Consider the following 25,221-nt stretch of genomic DNA (forward strand, 5'->3'; position numbering starts at 1 on the left):
TAGGACCCCATGAAACACCACATCCTGTCCGTCTCTCCCCAGACCATCCACTGGGGCTACTTCAGCAAGGCGGTTGCGCCGTCACTGGTCGTGAAGTCCGGCGACCGCGTGACCATCGAGACCCTGACGCACCATGCCAACGACGATCACGAACGCATGATTGCCGGCGACCCCGGCGCCGAATCGGTGTTCGCGTGGACGCGCGAGCACAAGGCCGTGCCGCGCCGCGGCGCCGGTCCGGTAACCGGGCCCTTCAAGCTCGGCGAGGGCGAAGGCGTGGGCGTGCACCTGCTGACCGGCCCGGTCGTCATTGAAGGCGCCGAGCCGGGCGACGTGCTGGAGGTGCGCATCCTCGACGTGCGGCCGCGGCCCAGCTGCAACCATTGCTATGCGGGCCGTTGCTTCGGCTCGAACGCGGCCGCGTCGTGGGGCTTTCATTACCGCGACCTGATCGAAGAGCCCAAGCCGCGAGAGGTGGTGACGATCTTCGAGCTCGACACCTCGGGCGAGCCCTTCGCACGTGCCGTGTACAACTACGTGTGGACGCCGCAGACCGACCCCGACGGCGTGGTGCATGCCACCATCGGCTACCCCGGCGTGCCGGTCGACCACACGCTGGTGCGCAAGCGGGAAGACATCTTGCGCAACGTGAAGGTGCCGGCGCGCCTGCATTTCGGCACCATGGGCCTTGCGCCTTCGGAGTCCGATTTCGTCAGCTCCATTCCGCCCAGCTACACCGGCGGCAACATCGACGACTGGCGCATCGGCAAGGGCGCGCGCATGTACTACCCGGTGGCCGTGCCCGGTGCGTTTTTCTCGGTGGGCGACCCGCACGCCGCGCAGGGCGACAGCGAGCTGGGCGGCACGGCCATCGAGACCTCGCTGACGGGAGACTTCGAATTCATTCTCCACAAGCAATCCGAACTGGGCGGCACCTTGCTCGAAGGCCTGGACCATCCGCTGCTGGAGACCGAGGAGCAGTGGTCGGTCTACGGATTTACCTACCCAAACTACCTGGCGGCGCTCGGGCCCGATGCGCAGACGGCGATTGCCGGCAAGTCGTCGCTCGACCCGGCCATGCGCGATGCCTTCCGCAAGCTGCGCCGCTTTCTGATGACGGTGCACCGCCTCAGCGAAGATGAAGCCATTGCATTGCTGTCGGTGGCGGCCGACTTCGGCGTGACGCAGGTGGTGGACGCCAACTGGGGCGTCCATGGTTCGATCCGCAAGAGCGTCTTCACGGACCGGTGACTGCGGGGCTCGGTGTGGTGTTTCATTAGGAACGGAATTCTTCACTGAGCTTGGAACTGCAGCTACTGCTGGCACCCCGCCACCCAGGGCGGTCCTCGACAGGAGCGCCCTGTACTCCAGTCGACCGCTGGACCGTCTCGGGGTGTCTTGCTCGCCGCATCGCTGCGCCAGCCGCTGCGCGTGCGTGCGTGCTGGGCTGGCCACCGGCGCGGGCCGCAGACACGGCAGAATGCGAGCGACAACTGCATTCGGCCGGAAGCGGGCGGTCATGTCCTCGGCACAAACCCGCCTCAGCCAGAATTTGCCCGCTCCGCATTCCAGCAGATTGCCCAAATGGAAAACATCGCCATCACCCCCGCCTCGCCCGAGGAACTCCGCTCTGGCGAACTCGGCCGCAAGCTGCGCCACTACAACTACGGCGTCGTCGGCGAGTATCCAGAGCAGCAGTACATCCGGCTCAGCGCCAGAGACGGGAACGGCCGATTGCTCGGCGGCCTGCGAAGTTTCGTGTTTCTCCGCTGGCTCAACATCGAAGTGCTGTTTGTCGAAGCCGACGTGCGCGGCTCGGGCCTGGGCAGCCGCCTGCTCGCCGAAGCCGAGCGGCAGGCCATCGAGTTGGGTGCCAGAAATGCGAAGCTCGACACCTTCGAGTGGCAAGCGCCCGAGTTTTACCGAAAGCATGGCTATGAGGAGTACGCGCGCATCGACGACTATGCGCCTGGCTTCTACCTGGCTTCCATGAAAAAATCGTTAGCGCGCTGAGCAGCGTTGCAAGCTTGCTTCGGCTGCCGGTGAAGAACGTCCACCCGAGTAAACTCCGCGGCTTTTTCGTTTCTGCAGAGGAGCGACTTGCGATGGCTGTCTCGGACACCGGCCCTTACTTCCACGGCACGCGGGCGGACCTCCAGGTGGGCGACCTGCTCACCGCAGGCTTCCGCTCGAACTATGACGGGGAGGTCGTCATGAACCACATCTACTTCACCGCTTTGTCAAAGGGCGCCGGGCTGGCCGCCGAAATGGCGAAGGGCGACGGCCGTTGCCGCGTCTACATCGTCGAGCCCACGGGCGCCTTCGAGGACGACCCCAACGTCACCGACAAGAAGTTTCCGGGCAATCCCACGCGCTCGTACCGCAGCCGGGAGCCGCTTCGGATCGTCGGCGAACTCGAGAGCTGGGAACCCTTTGACGCGGAGTACATCCGGCAGCTCAGGGAGCGCGTACGCGCAGGCATGGGAGAGATCATTAACTGAATCCGGCCTGCCGATACCGCGTTGGGTAGCAATCGGAAATGGACGCGGATGTTGGCCGCTTTGGGCATTGCGGCTGTGCGGCAGAATTCGGCCGAGGCTGTGTGAAAACGCTTCGCCGTCGGCACTGACCTAAATAAAATCATGGCACCCGTTATCAGCGAGGTGCCCATGAAGCGATTCATCGAAGGCGAAGACCGACAGCAGGTCGCGTTGTTGCCGGAATGTCTGGATGACTATATCGGCGAAGACAACCCGGTGCGAGTGGTCGACGCCTTTGTCGAGGAACTGGATCTTCAGGCCCTCGGCTTCAAAGGCATGGACCCAGCTGCCACCGGTCGGCCTGCGTACCACCCGGCGGTGCTTCTGAAGCTCTACATCTACGGCTACCTGAACCGCATCCAGTCCAGCCGGCGCCTGGAGCGCGAGGCCCAGCGCAACGTCGAGCTGATGTGGCTCACTGGCCGGCTTGCCCCGGACTTCAAGACCATCGCCGACTTCCGTCACGACAACGGCGCGGGCATTCGCAATGTCTGCAAGCGCTTCATCGTCATGTGCCGGGAGCTCAAGCTGTTCACGCAGGCCATCGTGGCCATCGATGGCAGCAAATTCAAGGCGGTCAACAGCCGAGACCGCAACGTCACGCCGGCCAAGATTGATGCGCGCCAGCGGCAGATCGAGCAGAGCATCCAGCGCTACCTCGATGCGCTGGAGACTACCGACCGCACCCAGCCCTCGGAGGTCGAGGCCAAGACCGAGCGGCTGCAGGACAAGATCAAGAGGCTGCGCGAACAGATGCGCCAGCTCGACGAGACCAAGGAACAACTGAAGCACGAGCCGGACGGTCAGCGCTCCACCACCGATCCCGATTCACGCTCGATGAACTCGCAAGCCAAGGGCTCGGGCCTGGTGGGCTACAACGTCCAAACGGCGGTCGATGCGAAGAACCACTTGATCGTGGCGCACGAAGTCACGAACATCGGCAGCGACCGCTCGCAGCTGAGCAAGATGGCAATGGCAGCACGCGATGCAATGGGAAAGGCCAAGCTGCAAGCACTGGCCGACCGTGGGTACTTCAACGGCACTGAACTCAAGGCCTGTGAGGACGCGAGCATTGCGACTTACGTGCCCAAGCCGATGACCTCGGGCGCCAAGGCCCAGGGGCGCTTCGACAAGAGCGACTTCATCTACATCGCCAGGGAGGACCAGTACCAGTGCCCAGCAGGCGAACGCGCCATCTATCGGTTCAACACGGTCGAGAGAAATGGCTTGAACGCACGCGTCTACTGGACCAGTGCTTGCCCTGGTTGCGCCATGAAAGATGAGTGCACGACCAGCGACTACCGGCGCATCCGTCGGTGGGAGCACGAAAAGGTTCTGGAGCGCGTCCAGCGGCGCCTGGACAGGAAGCTTGACGCCATGACCGAGCGACGACGCACCGTGGAGCACGTGTTCGGCACGCTGAAGCACTGGATGGGGTCCACCCACTTCCTGACGAAGACGCTGGCGCACGTCAGCACCGAGATGAGCCTGCACGTGCTGGCGTACAACCTCAAGCGGGTGATGCGAGTCCTGGGGATCGCGAAGACGATGAAGGCGATGCAGTTGGTGGGAGCGTGAGCTTCTCAAATGCATCTTTGCCGACATGCGGCGCTTCAGAGCGCATCAAAACGCAGTCATTCTCGACAACCCGCCTACTGGCCGTCTATTGAGGCCCACCAAGCATCGACAGCACCAGAGTTCGGCATACTGGCGCGACGAAGGTGTTTCCACACAGCCTCGGCCAAGACCGGACCGTCGCACTTGGCGTCCAATAGCGGGCCATAGCAGTTCTCTATATACACACTCTGATGAAGACAGTCGTTGTCGGGAACAGCGGTAGCGGCAAGACATGGCTGGCGACGAAACTTGCAATGGGGTCGTCGGTGCCCGTCGTGCACTTGGACGAGCTCTTTTGGCAGCCCGGCGGCTTCGACCAGAAGAGGCAGCCAACGGAAACCGCCTCGCTCATCAAATCCGCCCGGCGCGGCGTCGGCTGGGTTGTTGAGGGCGTGTTCGGAGAGCTGGCAGCGGAGTTCTTGGTTGACGCCGACGTGCTCGTCTGGCTCGACCTAGACTGGGCTATTTGCCAAGCCCGATTGCTCGCTAGAGGGTCGGAAAGCAAAGCACATATGGCGCGAACTCAATCGGAAGCCGGGCTTGCGAAGCTGCTTAATTGGGCCGCAAACTACCGGTGTCGAGAGGACACCCGCTCTTTTTCCGGCCATCTCGCGCTCTTCAATGCGTTTGACAGGGACAAAGTTCACATAAGGAGAGAAAGTGAAGTCGACGCACTACTCGAGGCGTCTCGAAGGGATGGCTTGGTCGAAGCGATACGAACCTTGGGCGCCGGCCGGTGAGTGCGACCGGTTGAATCCGCCACCGGGAGCGGACGGTCACGGCCGGCTCCAATCCACTGGGCCTGCACAATAGCCACTCAATCATGTTGCTGGTGGAACAGATGACCCCGACCTCCGAACGCCCCGCTCGTTCCCAGATCATCAAAACCGAGAAGGAACTACGCGACCTTATCGGTGAACCCGCCGACCTGACCCGTGCCAAGGTCAGCAATCGACTTAACTCGATGACTCGCTTGTTCGTCGAACGCTCGCCTCTCGTTTGCGTTGCCACAAGCGATGCCGCAGGCAACTGTGACCTCAGTCCTAGGGGCGATCCGGCGGGATTCGTACGCATCCTGGACGATCGCACGGTGCTCATTCCGGAACGCCCCGGAAATCGCCTCGCGGATTCACTGCGCAACATTCTGGCGAACCCACGGATAGGGCTGCTCTTCATCGTGCCCGGTATCACTGACACATTTCGTGTGAACGGTCATGCCGCGATCACCGTCGATGCAGATTTGCTCACGCCATGCGCGGTCGAGGGCAAACAGCCCTTGCTCGGCATCCTGGTCGACATCGACGAGGCTTACACGCAATGTTCAAAGGCGTTTCTGCGCTCCCACCTGTGGGATCCGGAGCGCTTTTTAGCGCCAGCGACGATGCCCACAGGTGGTCAGGTCCTTCGAGCCATTCAGGGTGAGCAGTTCGATGCTGCCCAGTACGACGACGAACGCGCGGAGCGCTACCGTCGCCGAGTTGGGTTCTATTGAACTGCGGCCTGGGCACAGAGGCTAGGACGTCCGCTTTCGGAAATCGCGACTGGCTACTTCGGGCCCGAAGCTCCATTTGGAGTGCGTTGGTACAGAGTCGTCGAACCTCACAGTCCGCGTGCCAAGACGGGCCGCCCGCCTTTTGCCATCGAAACGATGCGGCGCATTCACTGCCTGACTCTCGATTTCTGTGTGTCCGAGTACGCTCTTCGTCACAAGCGGGTTTCACCCGTTTACGCGGCGCGCATACATGGGAAGGATTTGTCTTCTAACCAAACAGATGGAGACAAAATGACCGTTACACGGCGCCAGCTTGCCTTGTCCGCCTTTGGAACCGCCTTCCTCGCCGGGTGTACAAGCGTGCCGACCATGCCACGTCCTGCAGTGTCTTCGGACCGACTGAGGCGCATCGCTCCGGCCCTGAACGCGCAGGTCGGCGCTGGCACTTTTCCAGGCGCCGTGTCCCTTGCCTCGCACGAGGGAAAGCTGGTGCACCATGAGGCGGTTGGCTTCCTTGACGCTGCCAAGACCAAGCCCATGCCGCGCGACGCCATTTTCCGCCTCGCCTCCATGACCAAGCCATTGACCTCCGTCGCCACAATGATGCTGACGGAGCAGGGTGTGATGAAGCTCAACGACCCGGTCACGAACTGGCTGCCCGAACTCAATAATCTGAAGGTCGAGACGCCGGCGGGCGACGTGCCGCTGTCTCGTCCAATTACCGTGCAAGACCTGCTTATGCATACGGCAGGCTTCGTCTATGGTCCAGCCAGCCCGTCGCCGCGCATCGGCAAGATGTACGCAGACCTGGGTATCGAATCGCTGGAGACCGACATCACCGGCGAAGAGATGCTCAGACGCCTGGGCACCATCCCGCTGGCATACCAGCCGGGCACGACTTGGTTCTATTCGATTGCTACCGACGTGCTGGGCTTGCTGTTGGAGCGTGCGACAAAAAAACGTCTGGATGTGCTGATGCAGGAGATGCTGATCGGCCCGCTGGGAATGACCGACACCGCCTGGTGGGTGCCACCGGCCAAACGCAGTCGTCTGGCAGAGGCGCTGGAAAGTGACGCGCAGAAGGCATCGATGCTGCGCGCCTACCGCCACGACACCGACCCAGCGCCACGCACCTATCTCAAAGGCGGCGCCGGATTGGTTGGTACGGGCGCGGACTACCTGAAGTTCGCGCAGATGGTGCTGAACGGTGGAACCGGCGGCCAGACCCGATACCTGTCGCGCAAGACCGTGGAATTCATGCTGTCCGACCATCTGATCGGCAAGGCCGGTGTGCCCAATGCGACCACTGGTCCGGGATACGGCTTCGGGCTGGGATGGGGCGTTCGCCTGTACGACGGCGTGGGCTGGACGCCAGGCAGCGTGGGCGATGCAATGTGGGCCGGCGCCTGGGGAACGAGCTTCTGGATCGACCCGCGCGAGCAACTGGTCGGCGTGCTGATGGCGCAGTGTCCCTCCAACCGGATTCACACACGGATGTTGTACAAGAATCTGGTCTATGGAGCTGTGTCTTGACGGGGGGCGACCAGGCTAGCCAATAGCTGTTTCCGCAGCCCGTCGGATCACCGGCGCTTCGGCTGAATATCAAGGGCGTGGGCCAACGCGCGCGTTCAGTCTATTGCGTCGCGCCATAAGCCTGTATCGGTGATTTGCTGCAGCTGCGAAAACTGCATGCCAACTCAAATAAAACAGCGGCCCCAAGCGCAGTGATTGATCAGCCCGTATCACCCAGCGGCCGTTGCCGGCCGGCAAACAGCGATTTGCGGATGACCGCGTGCACGCCCCAGTTGCCGTCGACGACTTGCGTCACGCCGAAGTCGACGGCCACCGACATCAGCGAAATCGCCTCGTCTTCGCTCAGCCGCATGGCGGTCATCAGAAAGCGCCGGGTCTTGCGGAAGGCATCGCGCATGGCCGGGTCGAGCGAAGACTTTTCGTAGATCGCGCTGCGTGCCTTGTCTCCGAATTCCTTCAGGTAGTTGGGGTGGCTGAAGCCGTGGATCACCCACTCGTCGGCAGTCTCCACCAGCGGGTAGTCGATGTCGGCATAGGGCTCGCCGTGCAGCTGATCGGCCTTGTGCAGCACGATCTGGAAGACGCCGGTCAGCGAGCATTCGATGGCCGTGCCGCACAGTTCGCTGTCGCCCTGCGAAGCGTGCGGATCGCCCACCGACAGCAGCCCGCCGTCGACCCCGACCCGCAGGTAGACGGTGGCGCCCTTGGCAATGCGCCAGTTGTCCAGGTTGCCGCCGAAGCATGAGGGCGGCACCGAGTCGACGAGGCCGGTCTCTGCGGGCGCGACCGCGATCACGCCGAAGTGCGGGCGCACCGGGATGGTCACGCCCCGGAGCACGCCGTGGTTCTCGACGATCGATGCGCGGTCGACCGGAATGCCGGGGTAGTCGATGGTGGGGTGCAGCACGCCGTTGGGGTCGAGCTGCGGCGTCCAGCGAAAGTTGTAGACGGCGTGGGCGCACGCATGTCCCTGGCTGCAGTCGACCTCGTAGATGGTCACTACTTCGCGCTGCCGGGGCTCCTCGATCAGGTCGTCGTAGTGAAAGCCCCACCAGGCCGCGGCATTGCTGCCGAAGGCTCGGCCCTCGTACTTGGCATCGGCCGCCAGGCGCGGCGCAAGGTCGAGGATGCGTACCTCCAGCACGTCGCCGGGCTGCGCGTCCTTCACGTAGATGGGCCCGGTGCAGATGTGCACGCCAAAGCCCTCGCCGCTACCCCGGCCGTAGATCGATGCATCGGTGGGACCGGCGCCGCGGCGGTCTACGGCCTTGTGCTCGCGCGTCCAATGAAAAACGCTTTCGGCGCCGGAGTCGCCCTTGATCATTCGCTCGTGGTCGTCGTAGGCGTGCTGGGTCAGCGTCTCGATGGTCACGATGTCACCGGAGGCAATGGTCAGCACAGGCGGAATCGAGCGGCCGAAGTAGCCCCAGTGAATGGTTTGCGCGGTGGCCGGCAGATGGTGGTGATGGCCTGTCGCGGCACTGGTGTCGAGCGGCGCGGCTGTTGTTGCTTGCGCGGCAATTCCGGTAGTGCCGGTTGCATCGCCGGCCGTTGCACGCGCGTCGATGCGCGCGGTGAAGGGCACCGGGTCTTCGGCCGGAGACTCGAAATAACCCGAAGGCCAGCCGCGCCGGATGCGCTTGCGCAGCGACTGCTGGCTGACCTCGTTGGCCTGCTGCCGGTATTGCCGTGGCGACATGCTGTAGCGGTCGCGGAAGCAGTGGCTGAAATGCGCCGGGTCGTTGAAGCCCCAGCGAAAGCAGATGTCCGAGATCGACAGATGCCCATACTGGCGGTTCGCGAGGTCGGCGCGGCATCGTTCGAGGCGGCGCTGGCGCACATAGGCGGTAAAGGTCTGGCCAAGGCCCTCGAAGAGCTTCTGCACCAGGCGCTCCGACACGCGCCCGTGGGCCGCCACCGCCGCCAGCGACAGCGATGCGTCGCTCAGGTTGGCATCGACGTACTGGCAGAGCCGGTGCACCGTGGCAGCCTGGGTGCTGCTGATGGCGGGCAGGGCGGTGTCCCGTTGTGCGGCGAGGCTGGTTGCGATGAACTCCGACAAGGCGGACTCGACCGGTGCGACGTCGTCATCGCTCAATGTATCGAAGGCGTCGGCCAGCGCAGTCAGCGTGCCCGCGAACATGCGGCCCAGGCCCGCCCGGCCCGGCAAGTGGCCGAGCGCGAAGCCGGGGTTGCCGGGCAGCCGCGCCTTCAGGCTGGCGCGCGGCATGGACACCATGAACTGCCGGAAGTTGGAGCGGAAATCCAGCCCGGCCTGCGCCTGGGCCGGTCCGAAGACGATGTCACCCGGAGCCAGTTCGATGGTCCGCTGGCCGTCGTGCAGCGCGGCTTCGCCGCTCAGGTGCAGCGCGAGCCAGATGGCGTCGGCCGTGTCGCCAAGCCGCTGGATGGTCTGCGGCGACGAGGTGATGCGCGCCATGCCCACCCCGCGCGCGGTGCGCCCTGCCGTCAGGGTGCCATACAGGGGTGCCGTTGCGGGCGCCATTTCGGGCCTGAGGCGGTGCAGATGCAGGGCATCGCGCCAGGCGTGGGGCCGCTGGTGCACCGGATAGGAGTCGGTCGAGAACTGTTCGAACTGCACGGCGGCGCTTTCTGGTTGCTTGCGCAGGGTGCGCAAGACACGTGCCACGCGCCATGCCCGACGTTGGCACGCTACTGGCTTGCCGCAGATGCATGTCGAACTCCGAGGCTTAGGGCGGCAGCCGCATCGACAACGGCTGCCGCGGCCGCCTCAATTTGCCGCGATGTCTCCCATCTTTCACATGATTGCCGGTGCACCAGACCCGGTCGCTCCTTTCAGCCACGCGGTCGAAACCGACGGCTGGGTCTTCGTTACCGGGCAGATGCCTTTTGCGGGCACCTCGCTGGATGAGCCTTATCCAGAAGGCATCGAGGCGCAGACGCGGCAGGTATTGAGGAACCTGCAGACGGTTCTGGCCGGTTGCGGGCTCGGCCTGGAACACGCGCTTTCAGTTCGCGTGTATCTGACACACTTCGACGAGGACTACGAGGCGATGAACGCGGTCTACGCCAGCCATTTCGCGAGCGGCCGAAGGCCCGCCCGCACCTGCATAGGCGTGACCGGCCTGGCCAAGGGCGCGCGCATCGAGATCGATCTCGTGGCGCGGCGCGGTTAGCGCGCCGCGTCGACCGCGTCCGCCAGTTCCGCGAGCGTGCGGAAGTGGTAGTCGGGTTCGGTGCGCTTGGATTCGATGGTTCCGCCCGAGCCTTTTTGCGCATGGCGCCGCTCGATCCAGCAGGTGGCAATGCCCAATTCCTTCGAGATGCCGATGTCGTGGTACTGGCTTTGCGCCACGTGCAGGTTGTCGGCCTGCTTGTAGCCCCAGGCGCCTTCGAAGCGGCCGCGGGCGTAGGCGAAGTAGCGCGCGTCGGGCTTCTCGCACAGCGCATCGTCGCAGCTCAGCAGCATGTCGAAGGGCGATCCCAGCGTCTTGTCGAGATGGGCGAGCGCCCAACGCTGCGCGTTGGTCATCGTGACCAGCTTGAAGCGCTTGTGCAGCCGCTTGAGGGCTTCCACTGAATCTGGAAAAGCAGGCCATTGCGCGACCGAATCGCGCAAGCCTTGCGCCAGCACTTCGGTATCGGGCAGTCCCAGCTTGGGTGCAATGACATGCCAGCAGCGCTCCAGGTCGTCCGGATACCAGCCGGCGTTGCCGTCGGCGCGAGCGCTTCTGTAAGCGGCCAGGAATTCGTCGTCGCTCACGCGCGTATCGGGCACCGCCGAGCGAAGGTAGGCGAGCATGCCTCCCTCGAAGTCGATCAACGTGCCGACGACGTCGAACGTAAGAACCTTGAAATCTTGCAGGGACATGCGAATAGCTCCAATCGGTGCGGACAAGGCAAGAGATGCCGTTCGTCGATGAGCATAGGAGCGCTATCGGCCTTGTCCGAACCGAAGTGGGCGGGTGAATCAGCACGGTATTTCGCAATCGATGCCGTGCCGGCATCTTCTTTCGCAGAGGCGTCCAGACGTTCCTTTCCTTGCCGAAACACTAATTACATCTCGACGCAAGCTTGGGTATTTGGCTGCGTTTTTTCCTCCGCCGCGGCGCGATTTGCGTGCGGTTGCCTTTGTTGACTGAGGCGGCGCGGTGCGTTCCGCCGCTCGCTGACCTGCCTCAAACGAGGTACCCGATGGGGTATGTCACGAGTTAGTACGTCTGTTTACATTGACCCTGCGGAACGGGATCCGGGTCAGTGGAGGCAACTTTTCAAAACGCCTGCCTGGATGCGGTCGCAAGAACTTAAGCATTAAGGATGAGGCTGTGAACAAGACTATTCGCGTTTTTTGGAATTCCCCTGCCGGCACGCCCCCGTGCGAGCCGTGACCGACCTTCCCCTGCACGCCATCGCCCTGTCTGTGCTGCTGCTGGGCGCAGCCCTGGCCCTGCCCGCGGGCGCGGCCGGCGGTACCGGTGGCCAGCCCGTGGGTGACACCACCCTGCACGCCGGCGACGGCGGCAGCGACGGCCAGGGCGGCACCGGCGGGCTCAACGACACCAGCGTCAACGCCCGCGGCGGCGATGGCGGCGCCTCCACCGAGAGCGGCCCCAGCGCCGGCAGCGCCGCCGACATCGGCAGCTTCGGCGGTGCCACTCCCGGCGCGGGCGGTGCCGCCGGTGCCTCCACCACCGAGCTCTCGCCCGGCGTGTGGCAGGGCGACGCCGGCATCGCCGGCCAATCGCAGACCGGCGACTTTGCCAATGGCAACGGCTATGGCGGCGGCGGCGGCGGCGGCCAGATCGGCAACGCCATGAGCCCCGCCACCACCGCGGCCAGCTTCTCCGCCACCGGCGGTGCGGGCGGCGCCGGCGGCCACGGCTACTGGGCCGCGGGCGGCGGCGGCGCAGGCGGCCACGGCGCCACGCTGCTCGACCCCTGGCCGATGTCGCTGCCAGCGGCGTCTTCACCGGCGGCGCGGGCGGCGCGGGCGGCGATGCCTTCTCCCAGGCCGGCGGCGGCGGCAGCGGCGGCAGCGGGCTGTGGCTGCGCAGCGCCACCCCGGGCCTGACCTTGACCCACAGCGGCACCTCGGCGGGCGGGACTGGCGGCGCGGGCGGCTCGGAGCTGCTGCCGGCGCGCAGCAACGCCTCGGGCGGCGGTGGGGGCGCCGGCGGGGCCGGCCTCACGCTCGCGGGCAGCACCGCGCTGACAGTGATCAACACCGGCCAGCTCCTGGGCGGTGCCGGGGGCGCGGGCGGCACCGGCGGCGGCGGGGCAGGCGGCACCGGCACCCCGGGCAACGGCGGCGACGGCGGGGCCGGGCTGGCCTCGGCCGGTGCGGGCGGCGTGATCGTCAACAGCGGCACCATCGCCGGCGGGGCGGGCGGTGCGGGCGGCGCCAGCAGCAACGGCGGGCCCGCAGGTCTTCCAGGAGCCGGCGGGGCCGGGATAACGGGCGCGGACCTGGATGTCACCCACAACGGCGGCACCCTGGCCGGCGGGCTGGGCGGCGACGGCGTCACACGCGCGCCGGCGGTGGCGTTCACCGGCGGCAGCAGCAACCGCCTGGTGCTGAACGCGGGCGGCACGATGCTCGGTGCGGTGGCCATCGACAGCGGCGCGAGCGCGCGCCTCGTGGCGGGCGCGGACGGATTGGACCTGGGCAATGCGCTGCTGCTGGGCGGCACGGGCACCATCGACAGCAACGGCCATGGCCTGGGCTGGTCGGGCCCGATCTCGGGCGCGGGCGAGCTGGTGAAGGTGGGCGCGGGCACCTTGACCCTGAGCGGGGCGAACACGTACACGGGCGCCACCCGGGTGGCGGCGGGCAGCCTGCGCGCGGGGGCGGCAGGCACCTTCAGCAATGCGAGCGCGTTCACGGTGGACGCGGGGGCGGTGCTGGACCTGGCGGGGCACAGCCAGACCATTGCGGGCATGGCCAGCGCGGGCACGGTGTCGCTGCTGAGCGGCTCGCCGGGGGCGACGCTGACGGTGCAGGGCCCCTGGGTGGGCAATGGCGGCACGCTGCGCCTGGGCACGGCGCTGGGGGGCAGCGGGAGCCTGAGCGACCGGCTGATCCTGAGCGGCTGCACGGCGATTGCCAGCGGCACGACGAACATCCAGATCACGAACCTGGGCGGGCTGGGGGCGCTGACGGTGGGCAGCGGCATCGAGGTGGTGACGGCGATGAACGGGGCCACGACGACGGCGCAGACCACGCGCGATGCGTTCCGCCTGGCCGGTGGCCATGTGGATGCGGGGGCCTACGAGTACCGGCTGCATGCGGCCGATGCCTCGGGGGCGGGGGAGAACTGGTATTTGCGGTCCACCACCACCGTCGTTCCCCCGGGGAAGGCGGAGGCAACCCGCCGACCGAAGGCGGCGGCGCCGCCGCACCGAGCGGAGAGGGCCTTGCCGCCCCCGGACCCGTGTTCGGCATCATCGTGCCCACCTACCGCGCCGAAGCCTCGCTGTATGCGGCGCTGCCGAGCCAGTTGCGGCAAGGAAACCTCGCGATGATCGGCGACCTGCACAAGCGCATAGGCGACGACGATGCCAAGGGCGCCGCTGCAACTTCGACAAACCCGGCAGGCCCGGAACGCCGCGCCTGGGCCCGCGTGCTCTCCACCGACATCGACATTCGCCAGGGCGGCACCGTCTCGCCTTCCAGCAAGGGCCGCCTCACGGGCTTCCAGGCCGGCACAGACCTGATGGCCGCAACCAACTGGCGCGCCGGCCTCTACGTGGGCCAGCTCGACGGCGACGGGCGAGTCAGCGGCTTTGCCAGCGGCCTGCAGAACCAGCACGTGGGCCGCAACGACTTGCGCAGCCAGTACTTCGGCATCTACGGCACCTACACCGGCAACGGCGGCTTCTATGCCGACGCGGTGGTGCAGTCGGGCCGCCACCGCTACACGGTGGAGCCGGTGCTGGGCGCGGGAGTCGAAGGCAAGGGCCGCAGTTTGCTGGGCTCCATCGAAGTGGGCCAGGCCTTTGCGCTGGGCGCCAGCGGCTGGAGCGTCGAGCCGCAGCTGCAACTGGTGCACCAGCACATGGACCTCGACAACTCGGTCATCTCTGGCGCGGTCGTGCAGCCCGGCGCCGACAGCGGCTGGATCGTGCGTGCGGGTGTGCGTGTCAAGGGCACGATTGCGACCGGCCTGGGCACGCTGCAGCCCTACGGGCGCTTCAACATCTACCGGAGCTCGAGCGGCGCGGACGTCGCGCGCTTCGTCAACGGCGCGACCCGCACCGACATCGCATCGTCCACCGGCGGCACGAGCACCGAGCTGGCCGGCGGCTTCACCCTGGCGCTGGGCGACAGGACGAGCGTCTACGGCGAAGTGGGCAAGCTGTGGGCCACAGGCGGAGACACCAGGGTGAAGAGCTCGATCAATGCATCGGTGGGCGTGCGCGTGAAGTGGTGAGGAGGGCACCGCCGCGTGCGCTGGTGCAGTGGCCGGAATCCGACTGCGCCAGCACACCGACGCGGTGTCTACCTACAACAAAGCCTGCATGAAAGAGCCACGTTCGGCGTGCAGGCGGGCGAGGGCGCGCCTGGCATCCAACATCGACATTGATTGGGGCCGGCCAATGTCCACCATGAACAAGCTCAAGCATCTACCCCGCCTCTTCAAGGAGGCGGCCATGGCCTGGATCGACGATTTCGCGCCCAGCATGGGCGCGGCGATCTCGTACTACACGATGTTCTCGCTGGCGCCGTTGCTCGTGATCGTGATCGCGGTGGCGGGCGCACTCTTCGGCACCGAGGCCGTGCAGGGCCAGATTGCCGCGCAGCTGTCGGGATTGATCGGCCAGGAGGGCGCGCAGGCGGTGCAGGCCCTGGTCAAGAGTGCCAACGAGCCGTCTCGCGGATTGATTGCCGGCGCCATCAGCGTGGTGGTGCTGATCGTCGGCGCCACCACGGTGTTTGCCGAACTGCAAAGCGCGCTCGACCGCATCTGGCATGTGCCCGAACGCGCGAAGCCCAGCGGCGTATGGGGCATTCTGCGTGCCCGGGTGCTGTCGTTCGGCCTGATTCTGGGGCTTGCCTTTTTGCTGATGGTGTCGCTGGTGGTCAGCGCCGTGCTGGCGGCGGTGGGCAACTGGAGCAGCGGGCTCTTTCCGGGGTGGGAGCTTTTGCTGCAGGTTGCCAACGCGCTGGTCACGCTGGGCATTCTCACGCTGCTGTTCGCGATGATCTTCAAGCTGATGCCGAGCACGCCCATCGCATGGCCCGACGTGTGGATTGGCGCGGCGGTAACGGCGGTTCTCTTCGAGGTCGGCAAGGTGCTGATCGGCCTGTACCTCGGAAAAAGCAGCGTCAGCGAATCGTTTGCGGCGGCCGGCTCGCTGGTGGTGCTGCTGGCCTGGGTGTACTACGCCGCGCAGATCTTTCTGTTGGGCGCGGAGTTCACCAAGGTCTACGCCAATGCCCAGGGCTCGGTCGCCGCCTCCAGGGCGCAGGCCGCGACAGAGGCCGCGGCGGAGCAGGCCCGCATGGGCACGGACAGCGCCGCTGCACGGCAGCCCGGAACGGAGAAGCTCGAGGCCGTCGAGAAGATGGAAAACGCGCAGCGGACCCTCGAGGTGCGCACAAGGAAGGCCACTGCCAAGCTGCTGCAGCAGGCCATCGGCCTGTTTGCGATCAGCGTGACGACCACGCTGCTTGCGCGGCGGCGCAAGCAGCGCCGCCGCCATGCCGCGCGCATGCAACGGGAAATTCGCCGCACGGGGTGAGGCGGGATCAGGTGCTCCAGCTATGGCTTGCGGCGGCCCTCACTTGGACCGCGTAAGCCCGAAGAAGGAATCGAGTATGTGGAAGTGATCGTCATGGAACTGGTCTTCCATGCCGGCCAGCTTTGCAATGGGCACCCACTCGGCGGATGACGCATCGTCGCCGGCCGTCAGCTCCGGCGGGCGACGCGGGCCCAGGTCGAACCAGTGCGCGTGGGTGATGACGCGGCCCTTCTGGCTGCGGTCCGGGTTGTCGAACACCTGCACCGCCTTGAATGCGCTTTGAATGTCGCTGTCGAGCAGGCGCAAGCCGGTTTCCTCGTCGAGCTCGCGCAGGGCCGACTGCCATACCGTTTCTCGCGGCTCGAGATAGCCGCCCGGCACTGCCAGCATGCCCTTGCCCGGCGAGCGGCCACGCCGGATCAGCAGCACCTGGTCGCCGCATTGCACCACCGTGTCGACCGTGACGAAGATGACAGGGTAGGGCGTGCATGCCCACATGGCCTTGTCCTGGCGCAGACTCTCCCATTCCTGCACCAGCGCGGCATAGTGCGGCAGCTTCGCCCAGGCGCTCAAGAACTGCAGCGTGCTGGCGGGCGCCTGGTTCACCAATGCAGCCAGGGCCGGCTCCAGCGACCCATCGGCCGCCGCTCCAAAGTAGGCGTCGCGCAAGGCGCTCGCATGAATGTCGCCCTGCAAGCCAGTGTCGTCGAGCGTCCATTGCGGGAAATCTCGCAGGTACACGCTGGTCGCGTCCTTCAGGTGGCCCACCAGCACCACCGACGGCTGACCGGAATACATCTCGGCCACGCCCTGCTTCACGGCGGCCACCCAGCGCGCCTGGTCGTAGTAGTCGCGCACAGGCAAGAACTTCACCCGCTCCCGGTCCGCTTGCGGAAGCGCGAGCCGGATCATTTCCGCACGCTCTTCCCACGTAAAAGGATTGCGCGGCGTGCGGGCCTGAAAAGACGAGCCCAACACCACGACGCACTCGGGCGCAGCGGCCAGCGCGCGCCGCAGCAGCGCCAACTGCGCGTTGTGGAAGATCTGGAACCGCCCGATGTAGACGGCGACGTCGTGTGCTTTGGCTTGGGTTTGGATTTGGGTTTGGCTTGTCATTGGGTTCTCAAGGCAGTTTGGCTGCAATCGGCATCTGGCGTCCGGAGCCGAAGGCTCGCGCTCTGACCCGGACGATGGGCGGCGATTGCCGCCGCTTGTATTCGTTGCGCGCGACCATGCCGCGGATGCGCTCGACAAGCGCTTCGCCGGAAGCTTGCCCCCGCAGCGTGTCGACGAACGTGCGCGCCTCTTGGTACTCGTGCTGGGCGAGGCGCTGGCCTTCGATCAGCAGCTTGAGGATCTGGTCAAGCACGGGGTAGGGCGGCAGGCTGTCGACATCCTTCTGGCCAGGTGCCAGCTCGGCCGAGGGCTCCTTGTCGATGATGGCGTGGGGAATGATCTCTCGCCCCGCCGTTTCGTTCAAGTGCCGCGAGAGGGCGAAGACCTCGGTCTTGTAGAGGTCGCCGATGAGCCCCAGGCCGCCGTTGGTGTCGCCATAGAGCGTGCAATAGCCGACCGAGATCTCGGACTTGTTGCCCGTGGTCAGCAGCAGGTGGCCGAAGCTGTTGGAGTACTCCATGAGAATGGTGCCCCGCACGCGCGCCTGAAGGTTCTCCAGAGCCACGCCGCGCAGCTCGCCGCCCAATGCCGATTCGAAACCTTGCGTGAACTGCGACACGATGCCCGCGATGGCATGGTGCTTCAGCGGTACGCCCAGGTTGCGGCACAAAGCTTCGGAGTCGCTGACCGATCCCTCCGATGAAAAGATTGACGGCATCGTGATGCCGACCACGTTCTCTGGCCCCAGCGCTTCGACCGCCAGCGCCAGTGTCAGCGCCGAGTCGATGCCGCCCGACGAGCCGACGACGGCCTGGCGAAACCCGCAGCGCCGCGCATAGTCGCGCAAGCCCAGCACGATCTGCTGGCGGTAGAACTCCAGCGCGGGCAAGCCCTCGGGTGCCACCGGCGGCGGGGCCTTGCCGGCCAGCGTCAGAAAACGGCCCTTGTCGAAGCAGAGCGTGCTCACATCTTCCGCAAAGCGGCGAGCCTCGTACACCACACCGGCCTGCGGCTCGACCGCGAAAGAGGCCCCGTCGTACACGAGCTGGTCATGGCCTCCCACCTGGTTGACGTAGAGGATCGGCAGGCCGTTCCGGCGGCTGGCCGAGCCGAAGATCTGGTGCCGCTGCTCGCGCTTGCCGATGTTCGACGGGCTTGCGTTGATCGACACCACCAGGTCGGGCGCCGCATCGCGCATGCGTTCGAAGGGGTTGACGACGTAGTCCTGGCCCTCGTCGTTCCAGCCGTCCTCGCAGATCAGCAGCCCCACCTGAAAGTCGCGGATGCGAAGTACGCGCGCGACGTCGGGCCCCGGTTCGAAGTGCCGGCGCTCGTCGAAGATGTTGTAGGTGGGCAGCAGCTGCTTGGCGTATTCGAGCAGCACTTCGCCCCCGCGAATGACGCGCAGCACGTTGCGAAGCTTCTTGCCTGCGCCTTCGCGCCGGGCTGGCAACCCCACGGCCCAGTGCAGCGCCGGCATCTGGCGGGATGCCGACAGCAGCTCCTGAAAAGCGGCCTCCACGCGGTCCATGAAGCCTTCCTCTTCCAGCAGGTCGGCCGGGTAGTAGGCGGTGAGCGACATCTCGGAAAACACGACCAGGTCGGCCTCTTCAGCCGACGCATTGCGTGCAGCCTCGATCATTCGCGCGGCATTGCCGCGCAGGTCGCCGATGGTGTAGTTGAGTTGGGCGGCGGTGATTCGGAGCATGGCTCTCAACTTTCTATGTGAAACACCTGGCGCAGATAGGCCAGGAAGGTCTGGTCTTCGCACAGCGTCTTGCCCGGGCTGTCGGACAGCTTGGCAACGGGTTGGCCGTTGCACCCGGTGAGCTTCATCACGATGTTCAGCGGCGTAAGGCCGACGTCGTTGGTCAGGTTGGTGCCTATGCCAAAGCCGGTCTGCGTGCGATCCGCGAAGGTGCGGTACAGCCGGATGGCCGTCTGCAGATCCAGGCCGTCGGAGAACACCAGCCGCTTGGTGTGCGCATCGATGCGCAGCCTGGTGTAGTGCGCCAGTGCCTTTTCGCCCCAAACGACCGGGTCGCCGGAGTCGTGCCGAAGGCCGTCGAACAGCTTGGCAAAGTACAGGTCGAAGTCGGCCAGGAAGGCGTCCATGCCGACCACGTCGGTCAGTGCCACACCCAGGTCGCCGCGGTACTCCTGCACCCAGCCTTCGAGCGCCGCGTTCTGGAAGTCGCGCAGCCGCACGCCCAGTGCCTGGTAGGTCTGAAGGTATTCATGCGCCATGGTGCCGATGGGCACCAGCTCCAGCTCCTTGGCCAGCAGCACGTTGGAAGTGCCCTTGAAGTACATGGGCACCTCGCGCTTGAGCGTGGTGACCACCTCCCGCTGCCAGTCGCGTGAAAAGCGGCGGCGCACGCCAAAGTCGAAAAACTCGAAAGGGTGCCGGGCCGCCGGCTCCTGCGCAAAGCCGCGCAGCAGCTCGATCTTGCCCTGCAGGCGCTTGCGGCCCTCGGCCAGAGCGGCCTCCGCATCGAAGCGGCGGAAATACAGCTCGTTGACCATGGCGAGAACGAAGATCTCGAAAGCCATGGTGTGGACTTGCGGCCCGACCGCCCGGATGTGCAGTGCATCGCCTTCGACCGTGGCCGAGATGAACTCGCGCTGAAAGCTGAAGATGCGCAGGAAGTCGACGAAGTCGCTCTTGATGTAGCGCAGGCTTCCCAGGTAAGCGAGTTCGCCGGGTGCAAAGCGCAGCGTACAGAGGTGGTCGAGCTGCTCGTTGACGTCCGGGAGCAATTCGGCCAGCGGATAAGCGGGCTGGTTGCGGCAGACGAAGGTGTACTCGGCCTGCGTTTGCGGGTGGCTGTGCAGCATGGCCTGCCACATGGTGAACTTGTACAGGTCGGTGTCCAGCAGGCTGTGGATGATGGGTTGCATGGTGCGGTCCTTCGCTGTTCGTTCGGTCAGGCGTTGGCAGTCAATATGGAAAGCACTTCGGCGCTGGTGAGAAGCCGGGCGCCGCGGTTGCCCATGTCTTGCAGGAACGCCTTGTGTTGCGCCTCGAAGCCGGTCACCGGGCTCATGCAGTCGGTAACGAGCACCAGCTTGGCAGGATTGCCGGAGGGCAGGTTGGCGGCAATGTGCTCGGTGGTGGCCTTCACGCAGTGGCTGCTGGCTTCGCCGGCAATCACGATCAGGTCGGCGCGGTCGAGCGACTCCACGAGCCGCATGTTGAGCAGGGTAGCGGGGTCGTCCTCGTCCGGCACTTCGGCCTGAATGGCGCTGTAGTGCTCGGTCCAGGGGTTGCTCCCCTTGCCGACCTTTTCCACCACGCGCAGTTGCTCGTCCTCCCAGGTGTTGTAGGCGGCCTTGACGGCGGCGTGCACGTTGTGGCCCCAGCTGCCGATCTCGCAATGCACCGGCCACACCATCAGCGTGTAGCGGCCGCGGCGCTCGAGCTCGTCGATGTAGGCCAGCGCCCGGGGCAGGGCAGCGGGGTCGCGCGGACGGTAGTCGCCGGCATTGACCTGGGCCGCGGTGATCGAGGTGAAAGGCTGCACACCGGCGCCATCGCGCGCTTGCCAGAACGTGGGGTGCGCAATGTCGAACCTGTGGTGCGAATCCAGCGTAACGGTGATGCCCGCAATGCCTTGCGCCCCCTCGCGGATGAGTTGGGCCACCCGCAGCATGTCGGCATGGGCACCCGCAACCGGCAGTGCCGGCTGCAACTGCGCGCCCGTGGCTGCGTCTGCCGGAAGCCAGCTGGCCGGAAGGTCGCAGAAGTCGTTTTGCGGATCGATCAGGAGAAGTTGGATGTTCTGCTTCATGGTTTTCTCTTGATTGAGTTGTACTGTGCAACTATATGGGTTGCATAGTACAACTTACTCGAAGGATGTCAAGCGCCAGGCTCCGAGGAGTCGCGCGGGCTGAAGGTGCGGGGGAACAGGGCCGCCTGGGACCGGTCGCGCAGGCGGTAGCCCATGGCCGGCCGGCCGAAGGTGCCTTCCACGGTGCCGGCTTCCTCCATGAAGCCGGCGTCGAGCATCCGCTTGCGAAAGGCGCTCTTGTCGACCGGGCGGCCCAGCACGACCTCGTAGGTGTGCTGCAACTGCGGCAGTGTGAAGGGTTCGCTCAGCAGAAAGGCGGGCAGCGAGGTGTATTCGACCTTGCTGCGCAGGCGGGCGATGGCGGCTTCGAGGATTTCTGCGTGATCGAAGGCCAGGCGCTTGCGGGCGGCCGCGGTGGCCTCGATCCATTCCACCTGCGCGGCGTTCGCTCCTTTCTCGAGCACCAGGTCCTGGCTCGGCACGAGGGCGAAAAACGCGTGCGTGGTCGACCAGCCCCGCGGGTCACGGCTTGCGCCGCCCCAACTGCCCAGTTGCTCCAGGTACGGCGCGGAAACACCGGTTTTTTCCTGCAGCTTGCGCAAGGCGCAGCCGAGCAGGCTGGCGTCCTTGTCGACGTCGATGAACCCTCCCGGCAGGGCCCAGCGGCCCGGAAACGGCTCGTGAGCATCGCTGAGGCGGCGCATCAGCACGACTTTGAGTTCATCTTCCAGCACGGTGAAGATCACGACGTCGACGGTGACCAGCGGCCTGGGGAATTTCAACTCGGCCTGTGTGTTGGAAGGTTTCAAGACCGGCCTCCTTTCTAAAGAGGTTGTACTGTACAACTCCAATGGGCCGGCCGACAGGCCGGGTTAACCTCCGCGACCTATGGATTCCCTGATCGCCGCCTCCGCGCGGGCGCTTGCCGCCGGCGACGCGCTCGGTGCCCTCAAGCGGGTCGCCTTGCGCGACGACCCGCCTGCGCTGGCCCTGCGCGGCATTGCCATGGCGCAGCTTGGCGAGCATCCACGTGCGCGCGAGCTCCTTCGGCGAGCCGCCCGAGGCTTTGGCGCCCATGAGGAACTGGCGCGCGCCCGCTGCCTTGTTGCCGAGGCCGAGGTGGCGCTCGCGATGCGCGACCTTGGCGGATCGCCGCGCTCTCTTGCCGCGGCAGCCGCCACGCTCGAGGCACATGCCGACCATGGCAATGCGCTGCAGGCGCGACTGATTGCGGCGCGCAAGTTCCTGCTGCTCGGCCGCCTCGACGAGGCGGCGGCCACGCTGGCGCCGCTCGATGCGCGCGGCCTGTCACCGTCGCTTGCGGCGGTGGCCGAGCTCACTGCCGCCGAGCTGGCGCTCCGATCGCTGCGCACCGGCGTTGCGCAGGCGGCACTCGACCGCGCACATGAGGCGGCCGAACGCGCGCGTGTGCCGGCGCTGCTGGCCGAGGTGGCGGAGGCGCGGGCCGCGCTCGATCGTCCCGCCGCGCGGCGCCGCTCCGCCGGCGGCGAAGAGACGTTGCGCCTGCACGAGGTGGAGGCGCTCCTTGCCTCGGACGCGCTGGTGGTCGATGCATGCCGCCGCGGTGTCGGCGCGGGCGATGCATGGCGGCCGCTGGCGCGCAGGCCGGTGCTGTTCGCACTGGCGCGCGCGCTGGCCGAGGCGTGGCCCGGCGATGTGGATCGCGAAGCGCTGATTGCCTACGCCTTCAACACCCGCTACCCCGACGAAACGCTGCGAGCGCGCCTGCGGGTCGAAGTCGGCAGGCTGCGCGCGCTCGTTGCGCCGCTGGCAGGCATCGAGGCGACGGCGCGGGGTTTTGTCCTGAAGCCGCACGGCGGGCGCGAGGTTGCCGTGCTGGCGCCACCCATCGACGGCGACCAGGCGTCGCTGCTGGCGCTGCTTTCCGACGGCGCGGCGTGGTCCACCTCGGCCCTGGCGCTGGCATTGGGCGCCAGCCAGCGCACTGTGCAGCGCGCGCTCGCCGAGCTGGAGACTGCCGGGCGTGTGCGCGCCATCGGGCGGGCGCGGGCTCAGCGCTGGCTTTCGCCGCCGCTGACCGGATTCACGACGATCTTGTTACTCCCCGCCGCGCTGCCGATTGAATAGAGTTGTCTCCAAGGCCCCGATCCCCGGGCGCAAACAAGGAGCAGCAATGAGCACTGGCAGCAAGACAGGCAAGGACCAGACCCCCGTGACGGCGCGCGCAGCCGAGATCGTTCGCGAGTACGGCCCCTTGGCCGGCGAGGCGAGCGTGGGCGGCGTGACCCACGACGGCCAACGCGTCTGGGCCGCCACGCGCGACGGGCTGATTGCCTTCGATCCCGTGAGCGGCGAGACCACGCGCACGCTGGCTTGCGCCGGAGACGCCGGCACCGCCTTCGACGGCACTCATCTGTATCAGATCACCGAGGCGCGCATCGACAAGATTGACCCGGTCACGGGCACCGTGGTCGCATCGATTCCCGCTCCGGGCAACGGCAGCGACTCGGGGCTCACCTGGGCCGAGGGCAGCCTGTGGGTGGGCCAGTACCGCGACCGCAAGATCCGCCAGATCGACCCGGCCACCGGCGCCGTGTTGCGCACCATCGAGTCCAACCGCTTCGTTACCGGCGTGACCTGGGTTGACGGCGAGCTGTGGCACGGCACCTGGGAGGGCGACGAGAGCGAGCTCCGCCGCATCAACCCCGAAAGCGGCGCCGTGCTCGAGCGGCTGGAAATGCCGCGCGGCACCGGCGTGAGCGGGCTCGAATCCGACGGGGGAGACCTCTTCTACTGCGGCGGCGGGGGCAGCGGAAAAGTCCGCGCCGTGCGGCGCCCCAAGGCAGCCGCCAGGGCGTGAGCGCATCCGCCCGCGAAACGATTCATCGAGCCAAGGAGCACATCGCCATGAACACCACTGTTGCCGAAACCGGCATTGCCGATCATCCCGTCGTTGCCAAGGACCGTTGGCTCGCCCAGCGCAAGACGCTGCTAGCGCGCGAAAAGGAGCTGACGCGCCTGCGCGACCAGATCGCCCGGGAGCGCCGCGCCCTGCCGTGGACCCGCGTCGAGAAGAACTACACCTTCGACACGCCCGACGGCCCCCGCGCGCTTGCCGACCTGTTCGAGGGCCGCCGCCAGTTGCTGGTGCAGCACTTCATGCTCGGCCCCGATTGGGAGCAGGGCTGCCCGAGCTGTTCCTACATGGCGGACCACGTCGACGGCATGAAGGTGCATCTCGAGCACCGCGACGTCACGCTGCTGGCTGTGTCCCGCGCGCCGCTCGACCAGATCGAGCGCTTTCGCCGGCGCATGGGCTGGCAGTTCAAGTGGGTGTCGGCCTTCGGCAGCGATTTCAACTACGACTTCGGCGTGAGCTTCAAGTCGGAGGAATGGGCCGAGGGCCAGGGCGAGGTCTACTACAACTACAGCGTGCGGCCCTTCCCGGCGGAGGAGGCACCCGGCATCAGCGTGTTCTACAAGAACGACGCGGGCGAGATCTTCCACACCTATTCGACCTACGAGCGCGGCGTTGAAGTGATGATGGGCACGTACAACCTGCTCGACCTCACCCCCAAGGGCCGCGACGAGCACAACGCGGTCTACACCATGGACTGGGTGCGCCACCACGACCGCTACGAGCCCGCGCCAGCCAGCAAACCGGCGGCCCATGCCTGCTGCCATCCGTCGAACTGACCGGCAACCTGGCTGAACGCGAGGTCATGCAGTGGAAAGCCTCTGGCCCTGGCTGGTGGTGGCGGGTCTCGGCGCCATCCATGGGCTGAACCCGGCCACCGGCTGGATGTGGGCCGCGGCCTGGGGCGTCCGGTCGAAAGATCGGGGCCAGGCGCTGCGGGCCCTGGTGCCCATTGCGGTCGGGCACGCCGCGTCGGTCGCGCTGGTGGCGGCCGCAGTGGCGTTCGGCGTATCGATGGACCGAACGGTGATGCAAGTGGTGGCGGGCGGGCTGGTCGTCGTCTTCGTGGTGCTGCACCTCTCGGGCCGCACACCCAAGGCGGTGCGTGCGCCGGCGGGGCATGCCGGGCTGGCGCTCTGGTCTTTCATGATGGCCACCGCGCACGGCGCCGGGTTGATGCTGGTGCCGGCGCTGGTTCCGCTCTGCATGGGCGACACGCCGGCCCTGGACGTTGCCGCATCGGGCACGCTGATGCTGGCGCTTGCGGCGGTTGGCGTTCACACGGCGGCCATGCTTGCCGTGACGGCGCTGGTCGCCAGCGGAGTGTGCCGGGGGCTGAAACTCATACTTTCGAACTCGTGAGGTGCTGCGAAAGGAGCAACAAGGTACAGACTTGCGCATCTGGTTGCACATTGGCGGTGCCCTGACAGCTGGTTGCAAGCTTGGCTCAGTGTTTTCCTCAGAGAACGATGGCTTGAAACTCGCTAGAGTGAAGGCGGCCGTTCAGGC

The 25,221-nt window shown here is 66.2% G+C and carries 22 protein-coding genes and 1 pseudogene; 16 read left to right on the forward strand and 7 right to left on the reverse strand.

The annotated features are described in order from the left end of the window. Positions 1-12 precede the first annotated feature (12 nt). The 7 genes and pseudogenes from M0765_RS20650 to M0765_RS20680 form a co-directional block, all read left to right on the forward strand. Positions 13-1,251, forward strand: a pseudogene (locus M0765_RS20650) (acetamidase/formamidase family protein); the annotation flags it as partial. 147 nt (positions 1,252-1,398) lie between these two features. Next, a complete protein-coding gene (locus tag M0765_RS20655) occupies positions 1,399-2,013 on the forward strand; it encodes a GNAT family N-acetyltransferase (RefSeq protein WP_258505670.1) in 615 nt (204 codons plus the stop codon). 92 nt (positions 2,014-2,105) lie between these two features. After that, positions 2,106-2,501: an NAD(+)--rifampin ADP-ribosyltransferase gene (arr, locus tag M0765_RS20660; RefSeq protein ID WP_258505671.1), complete on the forward strand. Its 396-nt coding sequence runs from the start codon at positions 2,106-2,108 to the stop codon at positions 2,499-2,501. 168 nt (positions 2,502-2,669) lie between these two features. Next, a complete protein-coding gene (locus tag M0765_RS20665) occupies positions 2,670-4,118 on the forward strand; it encodes an IS1182 family transposase (RefSeq protein ID WP_258508354.1) in 1,449 nt (482 codons plus the stop codon). Between the two features lie 230 nt (positions 4,119-4,348). Then, entirely contained in the window at positions 4,349-4,897 is a 549-nt protein-coding gene (locus M0765_RS20670) for an adenylate kinase (RefSeq protein ID WP_258505672.1), read from the forward strand. Between the two features lie 83 nt (positions 4,898-4,980). Continuing rightward, on the forward strand, positions 4,981-5,649 hold the full coding sequence (locus tag M0765_RS20675) for a pyridoxamine 5'-phosphate oxidase family protein (protein WP_258505673.1): 669 nt from the start codon (positions 4,981-4,983) through the stop codon (positions 5,647-5,649). Between the two features lie 291 nt (positions 5,650-5,940). Continuing rightward, the gene (locus M0765_RS20680; RefSeq protein ID WP_258505674.1) at positions 5,941-7,182 is read left to right on the forward strand and encodes a serine hydrolase domain-containing protein; all 1,242 of its coding nucleotides are present in this window, start codon (positions 5,941-5,943) and stop codon (positions 7,180-7,182) included. Between the two features lie 199 nt (positions 7,183-7,381). Here the strand turns inward: M0765_RS20680 and M0765_RS20685 are convergent, their stop codons facing one another. Continuing rightward, positions 7,382-9,784, reverse strand: coding sequence for an acetamidase/formamidase family protein (locus M0765_RS20685; protein WP_258505675.1), 2,403 nt, complete (start codon positions 9,782-9,784; stop codon positions 7,382-7,384). 181 nt (positions 9,785-9,965) lie between these two features. On the opposite strand from M0765_RS20685, the gene M0765_RS20690 reads away from it, so the two are divergent. Then, entirely contained in the window at positions 9,966-10,340 is a 375-nt protein-coding gene (locus M0765_RS20690) for a RidA family protein (RefSeq protein ID WP_258505676.1), read from the forward strand. Here M0765_RS20690 and M0765_RS20695 read toward each other — a convergent pair. After that, a complete protein-coding gene (locus tag M0765_RS20695; protein WP_258505677.1) occupies positions 10,337-11,035 on the reverse strand; it encodes an HAD-IA family hydrolase in 699 nt (232 codons plus the stop codon). The genes M0765_RS20690 and M0765_RS20695 overlap by 4 nt on opposite strands. 513 nt (positions 11,036-11,548) lie before the next feature. Between M0765_RS20695 and M0765_RS20700 the strand changes: the two genes are divergently transcribed. The 4 genes from M0765_RS20700 (at position 11,549) to M0765_RS20715 (ending at position 15,906) form a co-directional block, all read left to right on the forward strand. Continuing rightward, complete coding sequence (locus tag M0765_RS20700; RefSeq protein ID WP_258505679.1) at positions 11,549-12,235, forward strand: hypothetical protein; 687 nt, start codon at positions 11,549-11,551, stop codon at positions 12,233-12,235. A gap of 2 nt (positions 12,236-12,237) precedes the next feature. After that, positions 12,238-13,686 (forward strand): autotransporter-associated beta strand repeat-containing protein, encoded by a 1,449-nt coding sequence (locus M0765_RS29060; RefSeq protein WP_274708802.1) that lies wholly within the window; start codon positions 12,238-12,240, stop codon positions 13,684-13,686. Next, positions 13,596-14,594 carry an autotransporter outer membrane beta-barrel domain-containing protein gene (locus M0765_RS20710; RefSeq protein WP_258505680.1) on the forward strand — a complete coding sequence of 333 codons (999 nt, stop codon included), beginning with the start codon at positions 13,596-13,598 and terminating at the stop codon, positions 14,592-14,594. The genes M0765_RS29060 and M0765_RS20710 overlap by 91 nt, the downstream gene beginning before the upstream one ends. A 175-nt stretch (positions 14,595-14,769) precedes the next feature. Next, a complete protein-coding gene (locus M0765_RS20715) occupies positions 14,770-15,906 on the forward strand; it encodes a YihY/virulence factor BrkB family protein (RefSeq protein ID WP_258505681.1) in 1,137 nt (378 codons plus the stop codon). 39 nt (positions 15,907-15,945) lie between these two features. Here the strand turns inward: M0765_RS20715 and M0765_RS20720 are convergent, their stop codons facing one another. The 5 genes from M0765_RS20720 to M0765_RS20740 all read right to left on the reverse strand — a co-directional run bounded on the left by M0765_RS20720 (position 15,946) and on the right by M0765_RS20740 (position 21,622). Next, entirely contained in the window at positions 15,946-17,022 is a 1,077-nt protein-coding gene (locus M0765_RS20720; RefSeq protein WP_258505682.1) for an NUDIX domain-containing protein, read from the reverse strand. A 7-nt stretch (positions 17,023-17,029) separates the two neighbouring features. Next, a complete protein-coding gene (locus M0765_RS20725) occupies positions 17,030-18,730 on the reverse strand; it encodes an NAD+ synthase (RefSeq protein WP_258505683.1) in 1,701 nt (566 codons plus the stop codon). A 5-nt stretch (positions 18,731-18,735) separates the two neighbouring features. Beyond that, entirely contained in the window at positions 18,736-19,923 is a 1,188-nt protein-coding gene (pncB, locus tag M0765_RS20730; protein WP_258505684.1) for a nicotinate phosphoribosyltransferase, read from the reverse strand. Positions 19,924-19,949: 26 nt separating this feature from the next. After that, positions 19,950-20,813 (reverse strand): cysteine hydrolase, encoded by an 864-nt coding sequence (locus tag M0765_RS20735; RefSeq protein ID WP_258505685.1) that lies wholly within the window; start codon positions 20,811-20,813, stop codon positions 19,950-19,952. Between the two features lie 68 nt (positions 20,814-20,881). Beyond that, positions 20,882-21,622, reverse strand: a complete 741-nt coding sequence (locus tag M0765_RS20740) for an NUDIX hydrolase (protein WP_258505686.1) — start codon at positions 21,620-21,622, stop codon at positions 20,882-20,884. Positions 21,623-21,701: 79 nt separating this feature from the next. On the opposite strand from M0765_RS20740, the gene M0765_RS20745 reads away from it, so the two are divergent. Genes M0765_RS20745 through M0765_RS20760 form a run of 4 tightly spaced genes read left to right on the forward strand, consistent with a single transcriptional unit; the run spans position 21,702 to position 25,074 of the window. Then, the gene (locus tag M0765_RS20745) at positions 21,702-22,922 is read left to right on the forward strand and encodes a helix-turn-helix domain-containing protein (RefSeq protein ID WP_258505687.1); all 1,221 of its coding nucleotides are present in this window, start codon (positions 21,702-21,704) and stop codon (positions 22,920-22,922) included. A 46-nt stretch (positions 22,923-22,968) separates the two neighbouring features. Then, positions 22,969-23,655: a Vgb family protein gene (locus tag M0765_RS20750; protein ID WP_258505688.1), complete on the forward strand. Its 687-nt coding sequence runs from the start codon at positions 22,969-22,971 to the stop codon at positions 23,653-23,655. A gap of 47 nt (positions 23,656-23,702) precedes the next feature. Then, positions 23,703-24,491, forward strand: a complete 789-nt coding sequence (locus tag M0765_RS20755; RefSeq protein WP_258505689.1) for a DUF899 domain-containing protein — start codon at positions 23,703-23,705, stop codon at positions 24,489-24,491. Positions 24,492-24,522: 31 nt separating this feature from the next. Continuing rightward, positions 24,523-25,074, forward strand: a complete 552-nt coding sequence (locus M0765_RS20760) for a hypothetical protein (RefSeq protein WP_258505690.1) — start codon at positions 24,523-24,525, stop codon at positions 25,072-25,074. Positions 25,075-25,221 lie beyond the last annotated feature (147 nt).

The organism is Variovorax sp. S12S4, assembly GCF_023195515.1.
In the GTDB taxonomy this organism is placed as follows: domain Bacteria; phylum Pseudomonadota; class Gammaproteobacteria; order Burkholderiales; family Burkholderiaceae_C; genus Variovorax.